The 17,774-nt window shown below is 74.0% G+C and carries 16 protein-coding genes; 9 read left to right on the forward strand and 7 right to left on the reverse strand.

The annotated features are described in order from the left end of the window. Position 1 precedes the first annotated feature (1 nt). Genes M2302_RS08270 through M2302_RS08285 form a run of 4 tightly spaced genes read right to left on the reverse strand, consistent with a single transcriptional unit; the run spans position 2 to position 3,428 of the window. Positions 2-724, reverse strand: coding sequence for a TlpA disulfide reductase family protein (locus tag M2302_RS08270; RefSeq protein WP_280837324.1), 723 nt, complete (start codon positions 722-724; stop codon positions 2-4). Then, the gene (gene nth, locus M2302_RS08275) at positions 721-1,500 is read right to left on the reverse strand and encodes an endonuclease III (RefSeq protein WP_088959914.1); all 780 of its coding nucleotides are present in this window, start codon (positions 1,498-1,500) and stop codon (positions 721-723) included. Before nth ends, M2302_RS08270 begins: the two co-directional genes overlap by 4 nt. A 51-nt stretch (positions 1,501-1,551) precedes the next feature. Then, the gene (locus tag M2302_RS08280; protein ID WP_280837325.1) at positions 1,552-2,709 is read right to left on the reverse strand and encodes a CapA family protein; all 1,158 of its coding nucleotides are present in this window, start codon (positions 2,707-2,709) and stop codon (positions 1,552-1,554) included. Between the two features lie 56 nt (positions 2,710-2,765). Beyond that, a complete protein-coding gene (locus M2302_RS08285; protein ID WP_280837326.1) occupies positions 2,766-3,428 on the reverse strand; it encodes an adenosylcobinamide amidohydrolase in 663 nt (220 codons plus the stop codon). Between the two features lie 221 nt (positions 3,429-3,649). Between M2302_RS08285 and M2302_RS08290 the strand changes: the two genes are divergently transcribed. Further along, complete coding sequence (locus tag M2302_RS08290; protein WP_067306583.1) at positions 3,650-4,327, forward strand: Crp/Fnr family transcriptional regulator; 678 nt, start codon at positions 3,650-3,652, stop codon at positions 4,325-4,327. 63 nt (positions 4,328-4,390) lie between these two features. Here the strand turns inward: M2302_RS08290 and M2302_RS08295 are convergent, their stop codons facing one another. Beyond that, positions 4,391-5,032: a DUF3592 domain-containing protein gene (locus tag M2302_RS08295; RefSeq protein WP_280837327.1), complete on the reverse strand. Its 642-nt coding sequence runs from the start codon at positions 5,030-5,032 to the stop codon at positions 4,391-4,393. 148 nt (positions 5,033-5,180) lie between these two features. Here M2302_RS08295 and M2302_RS08300 point away from each other — a divergent pair, with 148 nt between their 5' ends. From M2302_RS08300 to M2302_RS08335, 8 genes are all read left to right on the forward strand, one after another. Next, positions 5,181-5,924, forward strand: coding sequence for a metallophosphoesterase family protein (locus tag M2302_RS08300; protein ID WP_280837328.1), 744 nt, complete (start codon positions 5,181-5,183; stop codon positions 5,922-5,924). 413 nt (positions 5,925-6,337) lie between these two features. Further along, on the forward strand, positions 6,338-6,994 hold the full coding sequence (locus tag M2302_RS08305) for a TetR/AcrR family transcriptional regulator (protein WP_280837329.1): 657 nt from the start codon (positions 6,338-6,340) through the stop codon (positions 6,992-6,994). Between the two features lie 40 nt (positions 6,995-7,034). Next, positions 7,035-7,892 carry a TIGR03084 family metal-binding protein gene (locus tag M2302_RS08310; RefSeq protein WP_280837330.1) on the forward strand — a complete coding sequence of 286 codons (858 nt, stop codon included), beginning with the start codon at positions 7,035-7,037 and terminating at the stop codon, positions 7,890-7,892. Further along, positions 7,889-9,616: a DUF1446 domain-containing protein gene (locus M2302_RS08315; RefSeq protein ID WP_280837331.1), complete on the forward strand. Its 1,728-nt coding sequence runs from the start codon at positions 7,889-7,891 to the stop codon at positions 9,614-9,616. Before M2302_RS08310 ends, M2302_RS08315 begins: the two co-directional genes overlap by 4 nt. After that, positions 9,613-10,809, forward strand: coding sequence for an acyl-CoA dehydrogenase family protein (locus M2302_RS08320; RefSeq protein ID WP_280837332.1), 1,197 nt, complete (start codon positions 9,613-9,615; stop codon positions 10,807-10,809). Before M2302_RS08315 ends, M2302_RS08320 begins: the two co-directional genes overlap by 4 nt. After that, positions 10,806-12,407, forward strand: coding sequence for a carboxyl transferase domain-containing protein (locus M2302_RS08325; protein ID WP_280837333.1), 1,602 nt, complete (start codon positions 10,806-10,808; stop codon positions 12,405-12,407). The genes M2302_RS08320 and M2302_RS08325 overlap by 4 nt, the downstream gene beginning before the upstream one ends. Before the next feature lie 10 nt (positions 12,408-12,417). Further along, a complete protein-coding gene (locus M2302_RS08330; protein ID WP_280837334.1) occupies positions 12,418-14,475 on the forward strand; it encodes a biotin carboxylase N-terminal domain-containing protein in 2,058 nt (685 codons plus the stop codon). Then, positions 14,472-15,635 carry an acyl-CoA dehydrogenase family protein gene (locus M2302_RS08335; RefSeq protein ID WP_280837335.1) on the forward strand — a complete coding sequence of 388 codons (1,164 nt, stop codon included), beginning with the start codon at positions 14,472-14,474 and terminating at the stop codon, positions 15,633-15,635. Before M2302_RS08330 ends, M2302_RS08335 begins: the two co-directional genes overlap by 4 nt. Before the next feature lie 104 nt (positions 15,636-15,739). On the opposite strand, the gene M2302_RS08340 is transcribed toward M2302_RS08335, so the two are convergent. Next, a complete protein-coding gene (locus tag M2302_RS08340) occupies positions 15,740-16,780 on the reverse strand; it encodes a hypothetical protein (protein WP_210779010.1) in 1,041 nt (346 codons plus the stop codon). Beyond that, positions 16,777-17,715 (reverse strand): transporter substrate-binding domain-containing protein, encoded by a 939-nt coding sequence (locus tag M2302_RS08345; RefSeq protein WP_280837336.1) that lies wholly within the window; start codon positions 17,713-17,715, stop codon positions 16,777-16,779. Before M2302_RS08345 ends, M2302_RS08340 begins: the two co-directional genes overlap by 4 nt. Positions 17,716-17,774 lie beyond the last annotated feature (59 nt).

Genomic DNA, 17,774 nt, shown 5'->3' on the forward strand with positions numbered 1-17,774 from the left:
CTCACGGTGCCACCTGCACGCCGAGGTGCTGCCGGACCAGCGCGGCGAGCCGGGCGTCGTCGAGGGCGCCGGTGGCGTCGGTGTGGCGTACCCGGCCCTGCGCGTCGACGAGGAGGGTCAGCGGGAGGGCGTTGCGCCCCAGCTCGCGTTGCAGCGCCTCGCCCTGGTCGAACAGCATCGGGAAGCGGATGCCGTAGTCCTCGCCGATGGACTGCGCGGCGCTGCGGGTGTCCCGGCTGTTGACGCCGATCACCTGGAGCCGACCGGCCGCACGCTCGCTGAGCCGCTGGAAGGCGGGCAGCTCCTTGCGGCAGGGCGGGCACCAGGAGGCCCAGACGTTGACCACGGCGGGGCCCCGGACGTCCCGCAGCGCCACCGGCGTGCCGCCGGTGAAGCAGGAGAGGATCAGGCCGGGCAGCACCGCCCCGGCACCGCCCGCCCCGACGGCTCCGCTGGCGGCCGGCGCGGCGGCACCGGACGGGGTGGCGGCACCGGACGGGGTGGCGGCACCGGACGGGGTGGCGGCACCGGACGGGGTGGCGGCACCGGACGGGGCGGCGGCACCGGTCGCGGCCGGCGGGCGGGTCAGCGTCGCGCAGTCGGCGAACGGCGAGGGGCGTTCGGCCCGGGCGGTCGGGGTGGTGGCGCTGCCCTGACCGGTGGCGGTGCAGCCGGCGACGGCCAGCAGCGCGGGGACGAGCAGGGCAGCCAGCCGCCGGTTCACGGCACCTCCGCGGCGACGGCCTGCCGCGGCACCAACTCGGGGTCGACCCCGGCGGCGGCCGCGAGGTCCCGGGCCCGGGGGCCCTTGAGCAGCTTCGCGGCGGCGGCCGGCTCGGTGGGCCCGGTCCCGTACGACGGGCAGAGCTTCGCCAGCGTGCAGGCCCCGCAGGCCGGCTTGCGGGCGTGGCAGACCCGCCGGCCGTGGAAGATGATCCGGTGCGAGAGCATGGTCCACTCGCGCTTGGGGAAGAGCGCGCCGATCTCGTGCTCGATCTTCACCGGGTCGGTCTGCGCGGTCAGCTTCCAGCGCTGCACGAGCCGCTGGAAGTGGGTGTCGACGGTGATCCCCGGGACGTCGAAGGCGTTGCCGAGGATGACGTTGGCGGTCTTGCGGCCGATCCCGGGCAGCGTCACCAGGTCGGCCAGCCTGCCGGGGACCCTGCCGTCGTACCGCTCGACCAGGGCCTGGCCCAGCTTGATCAGCGAGTCGGTCTTGTTGCGGTAGAAGCCGGTCGGCCGGATCAGCTCCTCCAGCTCCGCCCGGTCGGCCCCGGCGTAGTCGGCCGCCGTCGGGTAGCGGACGAAGAGCTTCGGGGTGACCTCGTTGACCTTCTTGTCGGTGCACTGCGCGGAGAGGATGGTGGCGACGGCCAGCTCCAACGCGTTGGAGTGGTCGAGTTCACAGTGCGCGTCCGGGTGCGCCTCGGTCAGCGCCCGGCCGATCCGCCGGGCGCGCCGGGTCCGGCCGAGGTCCGTCTCGGTGGAGCTGATGGTCACGCCGGCCAGCCTACGTCGCCGGGACGACCACCCGCCGGGCCCACGCCCGGCTCAGCCGGCCTGCGGCGCGCTGATCCTGCCCTCGGCGTCGAACCGGGCCCCGGTCCGCGGGAAGTCGGCCCGGCTGAGCTGCTTGATGAGCCCGAGGCCCTGGTCGGCGGAGTCCATGGTCGGCTTGCCGACGGAGTTCATCCGGGTGGAGGTGAAGGAGCCGCCGGCGAAGCTGCCGTCCGGCTTGAGCGACACCTTGAGCACCCCGCCCCAGCCGAGCCGCCCGCTGGGGTTGAGCGACCGGCCGCCGCCGGCGAAGTTGCCGAGGCTGTAGGCGATCAGCCGGCCCTGGTAGAACTCCATGCCGCGCAGCACGTGCGGGCCGTGCCCGACGATCAGGTCCGCGCCGGCGTCGACCATGGCGTGGGAGAACTTGATCGGGTCGCCCCGGTTCTCGCCGTAGAACAGCTCGGTGCCCGGCTTGACCTTGGTCTTGTCGGCCCCCTCGGCGCCCATGTGCACCTGGACCACGACGAGGTCGGCCATGGTCGCGGCCTTCTCGACGACGGCGGTCGCGGCGTCGATGTCGGTCAGGCTGTTCGACCAGGGGTACGACGAGAAGCCGGCCACCGCGATCTTGACGCCCTTCACCTCGACCACGGTGATCTGGTCCGGCGCGCCGGTGTGCTCGAGGCCCTGCTTCTCCAGCGCCTTCTGGGTGTTCGCGTACCCCTGCGGGCCGTAGTCGTAGCCGTGGTTGTTGGCCTGGTTGAGCAGCTCGAAGCCGGCGTCCTTGAGGTGGGCGGCGTAGCTGGACGGGGCCCGGAACTGGTAGCAGGCGGTGGAGTTGGCTCCGCACTTGCCGGTGCCGGTGTCCTCGGTCAGCGGCTCCTCCAGGTTGCCCATCACCAGGTCGGCGGCGAGCGCGTCGGAGATCTCGTCGAAGAAGCCCTTCCCGCCGTTGGCGGGGAGCCGGGAGGGGGCGTTGCCCATGATGATGTCGCCGGTCGCCGAGAGCGAGACGGCCTCGCCGGCCGGCTCCGAGGCGCCGCCGGACGGGGCCGGCGCACCGGTGGCGCCCCCGCCACCACCGCGCTGCCAGACCGGCGTGGTGTCGTCGTCCGACGTGCCGCAGCCGACGGTGAGCAGCACGGCGAGGACCGCGCCGACGGCGAGCGCGGCACGGCGGCGGGTCCTGGGAGGCGCGGGAGCGGGCATCGCTGGCGACCCTACCCGGTAGGTAACGGCACGACGATGGCCTTTCGGACCGAAGTTCACTTCGCCCGCCGGTCGGACCAGGGGACGCACGGCAGCGACCCGCCGTCCCGGACGGCGGCGTGCACGGCCCGGGCCAGCGGGGCGCCCCAGGTGGACCGGGGGCCGCCGTAGGGCTCGGCGGGGCCGTCGGCCGGGCAGAGCACGGTGACCGCGTCGGTGGGCGTACCGGTGGCGGGCAGGCCGAGTTCCCAGATCGCCTGGGCCTTCGCCTCGGTCGCCGTGGCGACGGCGTTGACCAGCGCGGCGTCGCCGAGCGCCGCCGGGACGTACACGACGATGTTGACCGTGCCCACCCGCTGGGCCGGCGCCGCCGGGGCCGGCGCGGCGGCCCAGACCGGCATGCCCAGCCCGACCGTCGCCCAGGCCCGCACGCCGGTGTCGGCCCGGGCCACCACCTCGGCGACGTCCACCCCGGTGAGCAGGCCGATCCCGGGTCCGGCCAGGCCGAGGCCGCCGGCCAGCGCGGCGAGGTGGGCGGCCGGGTCGTCCCGGTGGTACGACATCGGCACGGTCGCGTTCACGACCCAGTTCCGGACGCCGATCCCGCCGCCGAGCGGGCCGGAGCTGGCCGCCCGCAGGGGCGCCCCGGCGCGCCACACCAGCAGCGGGATGTCCCGGCCGTCCTCGGGACGGCTGGTCAGGGTGGGGTCGCTCAGCACGCCCGTCACCCTACGGCCATCGACGGCGACGCCCGGTCACCACCCGATACGGCCGCGCGATACTAGCCCCTGATCAGGGCGGGAAGGTTAAGTCCAAGGATCAAGATTCCAGGGGTGCGCCGCTGATTCGTGCTCACGTGCGCCTAGACTTGTCGGCGCGCGAGGGATAAGCGGACGGCGGACCCGGCCGACGGACGGCGACGCGCAACCGGAGGTGCGCGATGGACGAGGTACTGGCCCGCAGCGGGATCTTCCAGGGTGTCGACCCGGAGGCTGCCGAGGCGCTCGCCAAGGAGATGGAGACGATCGACGTCCGCAAGGGCGAGATCGTGTTCAACGAGGGCGAGCCCGGCGACAGTCTCTACATCCTCCTGTCGGGCAAGATCAAGGTTGGGCGTCGGGCGGCCGACGGCCGGCAGAACCTGATCGCCGTGATGGGCCCGTCGGACATGGTCGGTGAGCTGTCGCTCTTCGACCCCGGTCCGCGTACGGCCACGGCCACGGCGGTCACCGACACCCGGCTGGTGCGGCTGCGCAAGCAGGCGCTGCGGCCCTGGCTGAACAACCGGCCCGAGATCGCCGAGCAGCTGCTGCGGGTGCTGGCCCGCCGGCTCCGCCGGACCAACGACTCGCTGGCCGACCTGATCTTCACCGACGTGCCGGGCCGGGTCGCCAAGAACCTGCTCCAGATGGCCGGCCGCTTCGGCACCCGCGACGGCGGCGTGCTGCGGGTGACCCACGACCTCACCCAGGAGGAGATCGCCCAGCTCGTCGGCGCCTCCCGGGAGACGGTCAACAAGGCGCTGGCCGACTTCGCCTCGCGGGGCTGGCTGCGGCTGGACGGCAAGAGCATCATCATCCTCGACCCGGAGCGTCTGGCCCGCCGCGCGCGGGTCTGACCAGGTCAGAACGAACGTCCCGGCCCGGCTCGCCGTCGTGCGGTCCGGGCCGGCCCCTTCGCGTCACGGCAACGGATCGTCGCGCTGCTCCGTCCGCCACGGCTCCTGCCGCTTGCCGAGCCTGGGCACGGGCCGGCGGTGTCGCCACCGCTCGGCCTGGTCGCGCCAGCGGTGCCAGGTCCACCGCAGGTAGGCGAGGTAGATCGCGGTGGCCAGCAGACCGATCGCGAGGAACAGCCGACCCCCGAGGATCAGCCAACCCCCCTTTTCGTAAGGCTTGTCGCTCCGCAGGTAGACGTAGTCTCGATCCTCCGGGTCGTAGACCACGGTCAGCCGCTCGCCGGGGGTTGGCAGGTCTTCGGGCGGTCCGGCCACATGTGCCACGACCCTCTCGCCCTGAGTCGTCGTGAACCCCACCTTCAACAACGACCCCCGCCGCAACTCGCGGGCCTCGACGACCACCGCAACGGCCGACTCGCCCCGCTCCCGCAAGTCCCGTGCCTCGAGCAGGCTGCCGACGCCGCACGCGACGAAGGTCAGCGCACTGAGACTTACCACCAGAACGGCGGCGAAGGCCGGGTGCCGCAGCCAGTAACCGGGGCGCCATCGGCTCCGTGGTTCGCGCTGCACCGGGTCAACCGGTGCGGCCGACGCCACGGCCGACGGTTGGCTGCGTCGCCTGCGCCGCTCGTTCCGACTGGCCACCCACCGCCTCCAGCCCGCCCGCTCCCGCCTGGCAATCGCGGCTCACGGTAGACGGCGGCACCAAGGTGGGCGGTGCCGGCGATCCCGGTGCGGTCTGCCCGGCGCAGAATTCCTGGACTCCGGCGCGGGTCGTGGCCAGGCTGGGGCGATGCATGAACGTGTCGCCGTCCTCTCCGACATCCATGGTGCGCTGCCCGCGCTGGAGGCCGTACTGGCCGAGCCGGACATGGTCGCCGCCGACCTGATCGTGCTCACCGGTGACATCGCCGCCGGACCGCAGCCGGTCGAGGTGCTGGACCTGCTCGTCTCGCTCGGCGACCGGGCCTGTTGGGTCGGCGGCAACGCCGACCGGGAGCTGGTGGAGGCGCGGGCCGGTCGGTCGTCCCCGATCGAGGTCTCGAACTGGGCCGCCGGGCAGCTCCGCGACGACCACGTCGCCCGACTGGCCGCGCTGCCGCTGACCGTCACCCTGCCTGTCTCCGGCCTCGGCCAGGTGCTCTTCTGCCACGCGACGCCTCGGAACGACGAGGAGGTCGTCCTGGTCGACTCCCGGATGCAACGCTGGGCGGAGGTCTTCGCCGGGCTGCCGGCCGAGGTCGGCACGGTGGTCTGCGGCCACACCCACATGCCGTTCACCCGGCTCGTCGACCGCCGCCTGGTGGTCAACCCGGGCAGCGTCGGCATGCCGTACGGCGGTGCCGGGGCGTGGTGGGCCCTGCTCGGGCCGGGCGTGCAACTGCGCCGCACCCCGTTCGACGTGGATGCCGCCTGCGCCCGGGTCGCTGCCGAGTCGGGCTTTCCCGATGCCGCCGCGTGGGCCGACGAGTACCTCCGCTCCCGGCACAGCGACTTCGACGCGCTCACCGTGTTCGGCCCCCGGGACGGTCGCTGACCCCGGCGAACCTGAGCAGAAAACTCCGCCGTGCGATGCTGCGCGGCTCACGCGTCCGGCGCGGCCGGTGCGCCTGGGCACGGCCGGTGCGGCCCGCGCGGTGGCCGGTGCGGGCGGCTGCCAGGGCTCGTCCCATCGCCCGGTTCACTGGCGGGTCCTTTCGAGCTGATGACGTAAACGGATCGCCCGCTGAGTCGTATACGTCATCAGCTCCAAAGGACCGCAACACCACCACAAGGACCGGGAAGAGGTCGTTCTCGCGGGCCGAAAACAGACCCGGGCAAGGCCGGAGCGGACCCAGGCGGGCGGGGCGGCCCCCGGGCGGGCGGCGCGGACCCGGACGGGCGCGCAGGGCGGCGAAAGCAGAAAAAGTCAGGCTTGACTGTTTGTTTCGGGGGCGGCACGCTGTCCCCGTGTCCACCGCATCGACGCGCGTCCCTCAGCAGGAGCGCAGCCGCGCCACCCGGGCCCGGCTGCTGGAGGCGACCGTCGACTGCCTGGTGGAGTACGGCTGGTCCGGCACCACCACGACGGTGGTCGCGGCCCGGGCCGGCGTCTCCCGCGGCGCGCAGCTGCACCACTACCCGACCAGGGCGGCCCTGGTGACCGCCGCCGTCGCCCACCTCGCCGACCGACGGGCGGCGGAGCTGCGCACCGAGGCGGAGTCCCTGCCGGCCGGGCCGCAGCGGCTCGACCGGGTGGTCGACCTGCTGGGCGTGGCCTTCACCGGGCCGCTCTTCGTCGCCGCGCTGGAGCTCTGGGTCGCCGCCCGCACCGACGCCGAGCTGCGCCGCGCCCTGGTGCCGCTGGAGGCCCGGGTCGGCCGGGAGATGCACCGGCTGACCGTGGCGCTGCTCGGCGTGGACGAGCGCCGCCCCGGCGTACGGGAGGCCGTGCAGGCCACCCTCGACCTGCTTCGCGGGCTGGGCGTGGCCAACCTGCTCAACGACGACTCGGCCCGCCGTACCGCCCTGCTGCACACCTGGAAACGCCAGCTCGCCGCCCTGCTCACGCCCGACGCCGGCCCACCGGAGCGCGCCACGGCGGGGCCCGAGCGCGAGAGGCAGTGACCCGCCCGTCCTGACCGGCACACCCCCGCCCGGAGGCACCATGGTCGACCTGACAGCACTGCTCGCGGATCTGGCCGCCGAGTCCGAGCAGCTCGACGCCCTCGTCGCGCCGCTGCCGCCGCAGGCGTGGGCCCGGCCCACCCCCGCTCCCGGGTGGACGGTCGGCCACCAGATCGCCCACCTCGCCTGGACCGACGAGATGGCCCGGCTCGCCGCCACCGACGTCGACGCCTTCTACGCCTCGGTCACCTCGGCGCCGGACGTCAGCCGGCTGGTCGACGACGGCGCGGAGCGGTTCCTGGCCCCGCCGGCCGAGCTGCTCGCCCGCTGGCGTGCCGGCCGGGCCGCGCTCATCGACGCCCTCACCGCCGTTCCCCCGGGAGACAAGCTGCCCTGGTACGGCACCCGGATGTCGCCCGCCTCGATGGCCACCGCCCGGATCATGGAAACCTGGGCGCACGGCGAGGACGTGGCCGACGCGCTGGGCGTCACCCGTGCCCCGACCGCCCGGCTGCGGCACGTCGCCCACCTCGGCTTCCGTACCCTCGGGCACGGCTTCGCCGCCCACGGCCGGGCGCTGCCCACGGCCCCGGTCCGGGTCGAACTGACCGCGCCGGTGAGCGCGAGCGGTGCGCTCGCGAGCCCCGCAGCCGCGAGCGCGGACGGCTCGGCCGGCGACATCTGGGCCTTCGGGCCGGCGGACGCGGCGGACCGGGTCACCGGCCCGGCGCTCGACTTCTGCCTGCTGGTCACCCAGCGCCGGCACCGCGCCGACCTGGCCCTGACCGCCACCGGCGCCACCGCCGACGAGTGGCTGGACGTGGCGCAGGCCTTCGCCGGGCCGCCCGGCGCCGGCCGGGAGCCGCGCGCGGCGAGCGGCGCCGGAGCCCCGGCATGAGCGCCCCGCTCCGGGTCGGCAACGCCTCCGGCTTCTACGGCGACCGCGCCACCGCCTGGCGGGAGATGCTCGACGGCGGCGAGCTGGACGTGCTCACCGGCGACTACCTGGCCGAGCTGACCATGCTGATCCTCGGCCGCGACCGGATGCGCGACCCCGCCCTGGGATACGCGAAGACGTTCCTCCGCCAACTCGAAGGGTGCCTCGGCACTGCGCTGGACCGGGGCGTGCGGATCGTGACCAACGCCGGCGGCCTGAACCCGGCCGGCCTGGCCGCCGCGATCGGCTCGCTCGCCGACCGGCTCGGCCTCACCGCCCGGATCGGGTACGTCGAGGGCGACGCCCTCGCCCGTCCCGACGCGCTCACCGCGAACGCCTACCTCGGCGCGTTCGGCATCGCGGCCTGCCTCGACGCCGGGGCGGACGTGGTGGTCACCGGCCGGGTCACCGACGCCTCGCTGGCCGTCGGGCCGGCGATCGCCCGGTTCGGCTGGGGCCGGGACGACCTGGACGCGCTGGCCGGGGCGACCGTCGCCGGGCACCTGATCGAGTGCGGGGCGCAGGTCACCGGCGGCAACTTCAGCTTCTTCACCGAGCTGCCCGACGGCGGCCACCGGCCCGGTTTCCCGATCGCGGAGATCCACCCGGACGGTTCCTCGGTGCTCACCAAGCACCCCGGCACCGGCGGCGCGGTCACCGTCGAGACCGTCACCGCGCAGCTGCTCTACGAGGTGGGTGGCCCGGCGTACCTGGGGCCGGACGTGGTGACCCGGCTGGACACGGTACGGCTGCACCAGGACGGGCCCGACCGGGTCCGCGTCTCCGGCGTCCGGGGCACGCCGCCGCCGGACACCCTCAAGGTCGGCGTCAACAACCTCGGCGGGTTCCGCAACTCGATGACGTTCGTCCTCTGCGGACTGGACGTCCCCGCCAAGGCGGCCCTGGTGCGCGGGCAGCTCGAGGAGGCGGTCGGCAAGGAGGGGCTGGAGTTCACGCTGGCCCGCACCGACCACCCGGACGCGGCCGACACCGAGGCGGCGAGCGCGCTGCTGCACGTACACCTGCGCGACGGCGACAAGGCGCGGGCCGGGCGGGCCTTCTCGGCGGCCGCGGTGGAGCTGGCCCTGGCCTCCTATCCCGGCTGCACGCTGACCACGCTGCCCGGCGACGCCACCCCGTACGGCGTCTTCACCGCCGACGCGGTGCCGCAGGACGCGGTCGAACACGTCGCGGTGCTGCCCGGCGGGAAGCGGGTTTCGATCCCGCCGCCGACCCGGACCGACGCCGCCACCGTGCACGCCACGGAGGTCTCACCGGCCATCGGCGGTGCGCCGGCACGGCCGGCCGGCACCGGCCCGACCCGACGGGCTCCGCTGGGCGAACTGGTCGGGGCGCGCTCCGGCGACAAGGGCGGCGACGCCAACCTGGGCGTCTGGGCCCGCACCGACGCCACGTACGCCTGGCTGCGCGGCTGGCTCACCGTCGAGCGGCTGGCCGAACTGCTGCCGGAGACCGCTCCGCTGACCGTCGAGCGGTACGAGCTGCCCCACCTGCGGGCGGTCAACTTCGTGGTGCGGGGGCTGCTCGGGCAGGGCGTGGCCGCCTCCACTCGGTTCGACCCGCAGGCCAAGGCGCTCGGGGAGCTGTTGCGCTGCCGGGTCGTCGACCTGCCCGCGGACCTGGCGGCGGGTTCACCGCAACGAGTCGGGGAGGCCGGCGAATGAGCATCGTGGACACCCCGGAACGGCGGCAGCTGCGCGAGTTGACCCGGGCCTTCGTCACCCGGGAGGTGCTGCCGCACCTGGCCGACTGGGAGCGGGCCGGCGAGGTGCCGCGCGAGCTGCACGCCACCGCCGCGAAGATCGGCCTGCTCGGCATCGGGTTCCCCGAGTCGGTCGGCGGCAGCGGCGGCGACCTGCTCGACTCGATCGTCGTCACCGAGGAGATCATCCGCTCCGGCGGCTCGTCGGGGCTGATCGCGGCGCTCTTCACGCACGGCATCGCGCTGCCGCACATGGTCGCCGCCGCCGGCGGCCAGAGCGGTGGCCTGCTCCGCGGCCGGCTCGGGGGCGGCCAGCTCCGGGGCGACGACGACCTGGTCGACCGGTACGTCCGGCCCACCCTGACCGGGACGATGATCGGCGCATTGGCGATCACCGAGCCGGACGGCGGCTCGGACGTCGCCGCGATCCGCACCACCGCCCGCCGGGACGGCGACCACTACGTGGTGAACGGCTCGAAGACCTACATCACCAGCGGGGTCCGGGCCGACTTCGTGACCACCGCGGTCTGCACCGACTTCCCGGGCAGCGGAGAGCTCAGCCTGTTGGTCATCGACAAGGGCACGCCCGGCTTCACCGTCGGGCGCCGGCTGGAGAAGCTGGGCTGGCACTGCTCGGACACCGCCGAACTGTCCTTCGTCGACGTCCGAGTGCCGGTGACCAACCGGATCGGCGAGGAGAACACCGGCTTCCTGGCGATCATGCAACACTTCGCCGCCGAGCGGCTCTCGCTGGCCACCCAGGCGTACGCGACCGCGCAGCGCTGTGTGGAGCTGGCCACCCGCTGGTGCCGGGACCGGGCCACCTTCGGCCGCCCGCTGGCCAGCCGGCAGCTGATCCGGCACCGGCTCGCCGAGATGCACACCCGCGCCGAGGCGGCCCGGGCGTACGTGCACGAGGTGGCCGCCCGGGTCGCGGTGGGCGAGCCGGTGGTGACCGAGGTGGCGATGGCGAAGAACGTCGCGGTGGCCGCCTGCGACCAGGTGGTCGACCAGGCGCTGCAACTGCACGGCGGCTTCGGCTACCTGCGCGACGCCGAGGTGGAGCGGCACTACCGGGACGCCCGGATCCTCGGCATCGGCGGCGGCACCACCGAGATCATGAACGAGATCATCGCGAAGGGCATGGGCCTGTGAGCACACTGGACAGCACGCTCGACCCCGCCTCGCCGACCTACCGGGCCAACCGGGAGGCGCTGCTGGAACGCCTCGCCGAGCTGGACACCACGCTGGACCGGGCCCGGGCCGGCGGTGGCGAGAAGTACGTGACCCGGCACCACGCGCGCGGCAAGCTGCTCCCCCGGGAGCGGATCGAGCTGCTGCTCGACCCGGACAGCCCGTTCCTGGAGCTGTCCCCGGTCGCGGCGTACGGCACCGACTTCCCGGTCGGGGCCAGCGTGGTGACCGGCATCGGCGTGGTCGAGGGCGTGGAGTGCCTGGTCGTCGCCAACGACCCGACGGTACGCGGCGGCGCGGTCAACCCGTGGTCGCTGGCGAAGACCCGGCGGGCCGGCGAGATCGCCCTGGCCAACCGGTTGCCGATGATCAACCTGGTCGAGTCGGCCGGGGCGGACCTGCCCACCCAGGCGGAGATCTTCATTCCGGGCGGCCGGGTGTTCCGCGACCTGACCCGGCTCTCCGCGGCGAAGATCCCCACGGTCAGCGTGGTCTTCGGCAACGCCACCGCCGGCGGCGCGTACGTGCCCGGGATGTCCGACCACGTCATCATGATCCGGGACCGTTCGCAGGTGTACCTCGCCGGCCCGCCGCTGGTGAAGATGGCCACCGGCGAGGTCACCGACGACGAGTCGCTGGGCGGGGCGGCGATGCACGCCTCGACGTCCGGGCTGGCCGACTTCCTGGCCGAGGACGAGCGGGACGGCATCCGGCTGGCCCGGCAGTGCGTGCGCCGGCTCAACTGGCGCAAGCACGGTCCGCCGCCCCGCAACCCGGTGCCCCAGCCGCCGAAGTACGACCCGGAGGAGCTGCTCGGCATCGCCAGCGCCGACCTCAAGGTGCCGTTCGACCCGCGCGAGGTGCTGGCCCGGGTGTTGGACGGCAGCGAGTTCGACGAGTTCAAACCGGCCTACGGCACGGCGCTGGTCACCGGCTGGGGCGAGCTGCACGGGTACCCGGTCGGGGTGCTGGCCAACGCCCGGGGCGTGCTGTTCAGCGCGGAGGCGCAGAAGGCGGCCCAGTTCATCCAGCTCGCCAACGCCGCCGACACCCCGCTGGTCTTCCTGCAGAACACCACCGGCTACATGGTCGGCACCGAGTACGAGCAGCGCGGCATCATCAAGCACGGCGCGCTGATGATCAACGCGGTCTCGAACTCGACCGTGCCGCACCTGACGGTCAACCTGGGCGCCTCCTACGGCGCCGGCAACTACGGCATGTGCGGCCGGGCGTACGAGCCGCGGTTCCTGTTCACCTGGCCCAATGCGAAGTCGGCGGTGATGGGGCCGGCACAGCTCGCCGGGGTGCTCTCCATCGTCGCCCGGCAGGCCGCCGCCGCCCGGGGACGCGACTACGACGAGGAGTCCGACGCGGCGATGCGGATGATGGTCGAGCAGCAGATCGAGTCCCAGTCCGGCGCGCTCTTCCTCTCCGGCCGGCTCTACGACGACGGGGTGATCGACCCCCGGGACACCCGTACCGTCCTCGGGCTCTGCCTGTCGGCGATCCACAACGGACCGGTGAAGGGCGCCGACGGTTTCGGCGTCTTCCGGATGTAGGGGGCCACTCATGATCAACCGACTCTTGGTGGCCAACCGGGGCGAGATCGCCCGCCGGGTCTTCGCCACCTGCCGGGCGCTCGGCGTCGAGACGGTCGCCGTGCACTCGGACGCCGACGCCGACGCGCCGTTCGTGGCCGAGGCCGACCACGCGGTCCGGCTGCCGGGGAACACGCCGGCCGAGACGTACCTGCGGATCGAGAAGATCCTGGACGCGGCCCGGCGGACCGGCGCGGACGCCGTCCACCCGGGTTACGGCTTCCTCGCCGAGAACGCCGAGTTCGCCGCGGCGGTGACCGACGCGGGGCTGACCTGGGTCGGCCCGCCGGCCAAGGCGATCGCCGCGATGGGCGACAAGATGGAGGCGAAGGCGCTGCTCGCCGAGGCGGGCGTGCCGATGCTGCCGACCTGGACCGACCCCGACCAGATCACCGACTTCCCGGTGCTGGTCAAGGCGTCCGCCGGCGGCGGCGGACGGGGCATGCGCGTGGTCCGCGACGCCGCCGACCTCGCCGAGGCCGTCGCCTCCGCGCGCCGCGAGGCGGCCGCCGCGTTCGGCGACGGCACGGTCTTCGTCGAGCGGTACGTGGAGCGCGGCCGGCACGTCGAGGTGCAGATCTTCGGCGACACCCACGGCACCGTGGTCGCCCTGGGCGAGCGGGACTGCTCGATCCAGCGCCGGCACCAGAAGATCGTCGAAGAGGCCCCGGCCGTCCTCGGGCCACAGGTGCGGCAGCGGCTGCACGAGGCGGCGGTCGCCGCCGGCCGGGCCGTCGACTACGTCGGTGCGGGCACGGTCGAGTTCCTGCTCGCCCCGACCGGCGAGTTCTTCTTCCTGGAGATGAACACCCGACTCCAGGTGGAACACCCGGTCACCGAGGCGGTCACCGGGCTGGACCTGGTGCGGCTGCAACTGCTGGTCGCCGAGGGCGAGCCGCTGCCGGTGGCGGCGACTCCGCCGGCCGACGGCCACGCGATCGAGGTACGCCTCTGCGCGGAGGACCCGGCCCAGGGCTTCCGTCCCGCGACCGGCACCCTGCACCGGTTCGCCGTCCCGGGGGTGACCGGGGCGTTCGCCCCGACGAAGGGGCTGCGACTGGACTCGGGCGTGACGGACGGCTCGACGGTGGGCGTGCACTACGACTCGATGCTGGCCAAGCTGGTCGCCTGGGCGCCGACCCGGGCGGAGGCGGTCCGGGCGCTGGCGGGTGCGTTGGCCCGGGCGGAGTTCCACGGCGTCGCCACCAACCGGGACCTGCTGGTCCGGGTGCTGCGCAGCGCCGAGTTCGCGGCGGCCGAGGCGGACACCGGCTTCCTGGACCGGCACCCCGAGGTCTTCGCCCCGCTGCTCCCCGCCGACCGGTCGCCGCTGGCGGCGCTGGCCGCGGCGCTCGCGTCGGCCGCCGCTCGCCGCGCCGAGGCGGGCGTGCTCGCCGGGCTCCCCTCCGGCTGGCGGAACGTGCCGGCGTTCCCCCAGGTCACCCGCTACGCCGGGCCGGACGGCGGCGAGATCGAGGTGCGCTACCGACTGGACCGCACGGGCGCACTGGCGCAGTGGCACACCGACCCGGGCCTGACCTCGGCCGACGGGCCGGCGGCGGGGCCCGGACCCGGGGCAGGGGCCGACCCGGCCGGAGCGGATGCCGACCGGTCCGGGCAGCCGCCGACGGTGGCGCTGGTGGAGGCGAGGCCGGACCGGGTCGTGCTCGACGTGGACGGCGTGCGCCGGGCGTTCCGCGTACACCGGGTGGGGTCGGCGGTCTTCGTGGACGGCCCGGACGGGGCGACGAGCCTGACCGAGCTGCCCCGGTTCCCGCTGCCCACCACGGAACTGGCGGCCGGGTCGCTGCTGGCGCCGCTGCCCGGCGCGGTGAGCCGGGTGCACGTGGCGGTCGGTCAGCGGGTCGCCGCCGGCGACCTGCTGCTGACCCTGGAAGCGATGAAGCTCGAACACCCCGTGCTCGCCCCGACCGACGGCGTGGTCGCCGAACTGCCCGTGCCGGCCGGCGGCCAGGTCGACACCGGCGCCGTGCTGGCCGTGGTCAACCCCGAGGAGGACCCGCGATGAACTTCGACCTCACCCCCGAGCAGGACCAGCTCCGCGACGCCGTCCGCGCGCTTGGCCGCCGGTACGGTCACTCCTACTTCGTAGCGAAAGCGAAGTCGGGGGAACACACCACCCAGCTGTGGAGCGAGGCCGGCCGGCTCGGCTACCTCGGCGTCAACATCCCCACCGAGTACGGCGGTGGGGGCGGCGGTATCACTGAACTGGCCCTCGTCTGCGAGGAGCTGGCGGCGGCCGGCTGCCCGCTGCTGCTGCTGGTGGTCTCCCCGGCCATCGCCGCCACGGTGATCAACAAGCACGGCACCGACGAGCAGCGCAAGCGCCACCTGCCGGGCCTGGCCGACGGCACCCAGAAGATCGTCTTCGCGATCACCGAGCCGGAGGCCGGCTCGAACTTCCACCGGCTCGGCACGGTGGCCCGCCGCGACGGCGACGACTGGCTGCTCTCCGGCCGCAAGTGCTACATCTCGGGGGTCGACGAGGCGCAGTACGTGCTGGTCGTGGCCCGTACCGAGGACGCGGCCAGCGGAAAGCTGAAGCCGGCGCTGTTCATCGTCCCGACCGACGCGCCGGGGCTGACCCGCTCCAAACTGGACATGGAGATCCTCTCCCCGGAGAACCAGTTCCTGCTCTACCTCGACGACGTGCGGCTGCCCGCCGACGCGCTGGTCGGCGAGTCGCTGGACGCCGGGCTACCGGCGCTGTTCGCCGGGCTCAACCCGGAGCGGATCACCGTCGCCGCGATGGGCGCCGGCACCGGCCGGTACGCGATCGAGCGGGCCAGCGAGTACACCGCCACCCGCAAGGTCTGGGGCGGGCGGAGCATCGGCTCGCACCAGGGCGTGGCGCACCCCCTCGCGCACGCGGCGGTGCAGGTGGAACTGGCCCGACTGATGATCCACAAGGCGGCCACCCTGTACGACGCCGGCCGGGACCTGGAGGCCGGCATCTCCGGCAACATGGCCAAGTACGCCGCCGGCGAGGCCGCCGCACTGGCCGTGGACACCGCCGTGCAGGCCCTCGGCGGGGCCGGCATGACCACCGAGTACGGCGTCGCCACCCTGCTCGGCGCGGTACGCGCCGGCCGGATCGCTCCGGTCAGCCGGGAGATGATCCTCAACTTCGTCGCCCAGCACGTCCTCGGCCAGGACAAGTCCTACTGAGCCAGCCCGACTCCCGGGCCGGGCCCGCTGACCAGAATCCCCCGGCCCGGGGGTCAGGGCGGCAGAGGCCGAGGTCGGTGGTCCAGCCGTCGGAGCGGTAAAGCTCAGCGCACGGCGCGGCAGGCGGCGTCGATGCGGTGCACCGGGCGCACCCGCCGGCCCGTCCCCTCCAGCAGCGAGTCCTCGACGTGGAAGTCGCGGATGCGCAACCGGTGCCGGGGCAGTTCCTCCTCGCTGGGACAGAGCACCTGGGCGCGCACCTGGTCCACCGGCACGTAGCGGACGCCGCCACGTTCCTGGAGCAGCACCACGTTCACATCGTCCACGGTCACCACGTGCCCGCGGACGTCCTCGGTGCCGCCGGGCGTCGACTCCACGGTGGTGACGGTGAGCGGCAGCACCGGCGTGCTGATCACCGGCAGCGCGGCCCAGACCAGCATGGCGAGCACGGCCGCCTCGGTAAGCGACGCCAGTGGCCGGATCACCGCCGCCGGCAGCGGACCGGTGACGCCGAGCGCGAGCAGTGGCGGCGCGACGAGCAACAGCAGAGCCAGCAACTCCCCCTGCCGCCAGGCGTCCCGCAGGGTCGGCGCGAGCAGCCAGGCGTACCCGACGAACAGGGCGGCGAGCAGCAGCAGCCGGGGCGCGACCTGCTCGTGCAGCCGGGCCGGGGTGAGCTGGAAGGCGGCGACGAACGCCGGGATCAGCAGCGGCAGGTAGAGCAGCTGCCAGGTGACCAGGGCGAGCAGGAAGCTGGCGACCACGAACCAGGCCGGGGTGATGTCCACCCAGCGGGCGAAGAGCGGCCGGCGGAAGCTGGCCGGCATCCGCTCCACGCTCACCCGGAGCACCGCGCCGAGCGCGAAGACCGCGACCAGGCCCGTGGAGAGCAGGCGGGCGGCCGTGGTGAGGAAGCCGGCCAGCAGGTTCACCGGGCCGACGTTCGCCACCAGGAGCAGGGTGGTCTGGAGTTCGCCGCCGGCCTCGACGCCGAGCCGGAGCACGGAGAAGATCGCCGGCACGCCGACCACGGCCGTCCAGAACGACTGGCTGGCCCGGGCCCGCCGCTCGGCCGGGTCGCTCCCCTCCCGCGCCGGCCCGGCGGGGCCCACGTCACGCTGGGCGGGCACCGCCGGTGCGCTCACCGCCGGGGCGCCTTGTCGTCGAAGTCGACCAGCTTGGGTACGTCCAGCGGCTGCGGCTGTGACTTGGGCGCCTTCATCCAGGGCCCCAGCGTCCGGTTGTACGCGGTCAACCAGGGACTGCTGATCCCGCTGCGCCCCTGCTGGTAGCTCTTGTCGAGGAAGAAGGCGACCAGGTCGCGCAGGGCCGGGTCGCCGATCGGCACCCCGATGCCGAGCGTCTCGCTGGTGCCGAACGGCATGTCGACGATCTCGAACTCGGTCGGGTACTGGGAGAGGAAGCCGGCGAGGATGGTCTCGTCGGAGCTGACGGCGTCGTACCGCCCCTCGCGGATGCCGTTGACGCAGTCGCCGACCCGCTTCACGACCAGCGCCTTGACCTGGTGTTTCTCCAGCTCGGCCTCGGTGGTGGAGCCGCCACTGGTGCAGATCTTGTACGCCGGGTCGCGGAGGTCCTCGATGGTGCGGATCTTGTCCTTCAACCGGTTCGGGACCATCACCTCCTGGGTGGTGACGAAGTACGGCCCGGCGAAGCCGACCTGCTTCTTGCGCTCCTCGGTGATCGAGAAGCTGGAGACCACCAGGTCGACCACACCGCCCTGGAGGGCCGGGATGCGGTCCTCGGTGGCCAGCGAGACGAAGTCGATCCGCTGGTCGCCCTCGTAGCCCAGCGAGGCGGCGATGTACCGGGCGATCTCGACGTCGAAGCCGATGTAGGTGCCGTTGCGCAGCTCGCCCATCAGCGGCTCGGTGGCCGCCACCCCGACCCTGATCTTCGGCTGGCCGTCGATGTGCGACTCGCGCAACTTGTCCAGCACCGAGGGGAGCGGCGGATCCTGCCGGTTGTCGCACCCGGCTGCGGCGGCCAGCGTCAGGGTCAGCGCCACGGCCAGCGTGGTCGCGACCGAGCGGAACCTCGGGGAGGAGCTGTCGTTCATCGAACTACCTCGCTGACGGACACGGCCTGCGGGAAACCGAGAGTAGCGGTTTCCCACCA

This window comes from Micromonospora sp. A200, assembly GCF_029893845.1.
GTDB lineage: Bacteria > Actinomycetota > Actinomycetes > Mycobacteriales > Micromonosporaceae > Micromonospora > Micromonospora purpureochromogenes.

Bases quoted from the DNA above. Each gene is read 5' to 3' on its own strand.
- M2302_RS08330 (WP_280837334.1), top strand. From the start codon at position 12,418: ATGATCAACCGACTCTTGGTGGCCAACCGGGGCGAGATCGCCCGCCGG.
- M2302_RS08335 (WP_280837335.1), top strand. From the start codon at position 14,472: ATGAACTTCGACCTCACCCCCGAGCAGGACCAGCTCCGCGACGCCGTC.
- M2302_RS08320 (WP_280837332.1), top strand. From the start codon at position 9,613: ATGAGCATCGTGGACACCCCGGAACGGCGGCAGCTGCGCGAGTTGACC.
- M2302_RS08310 (WP_280837330.1), top strand. From the start codon at position 7,035: ATGGTCGACCTGACAGCACTGCTCGCGGATCTGGCCGCCGAGTCCGAG.
- M2302_RS08345 (WP_280837336.1), bottom strand. From the start codon at position 17,715: ATGAACGACAGCTCCTCCCCGAGGTTCCGCTCGGTCGCGACCACGCTG.
- M2302_RS08315 (WP_280837331.1), top strand. From the start codon at position 7,889: ATGAGCGCCCCGCTCCGGGTCGGCAACGCCTCCGGCTTCTACGGCGAC.
- M2302_RS08300 (WP_280837328.1), top strand. From the start codon at position 5,181: ATGCATGAACGTGTCGCCGTCCTCTCCGACATCCATGGTGCGCTGCCC.
- M2302_RS08290 (WP_067306583.1), top strand. From the start codon at position 3,650: ATGGACGAGGTACTGGCCCGCAGCGGGATCTTCCAGGGTGTCGACCCG.
- M2302_RS08280 (WP_280837325.1), bottom strand. From the start codon at position 2,709: ATGCCCGCTCCCGCGCCTCCCAGGACCCGCCGCCGTGCCGCGCTCGCC.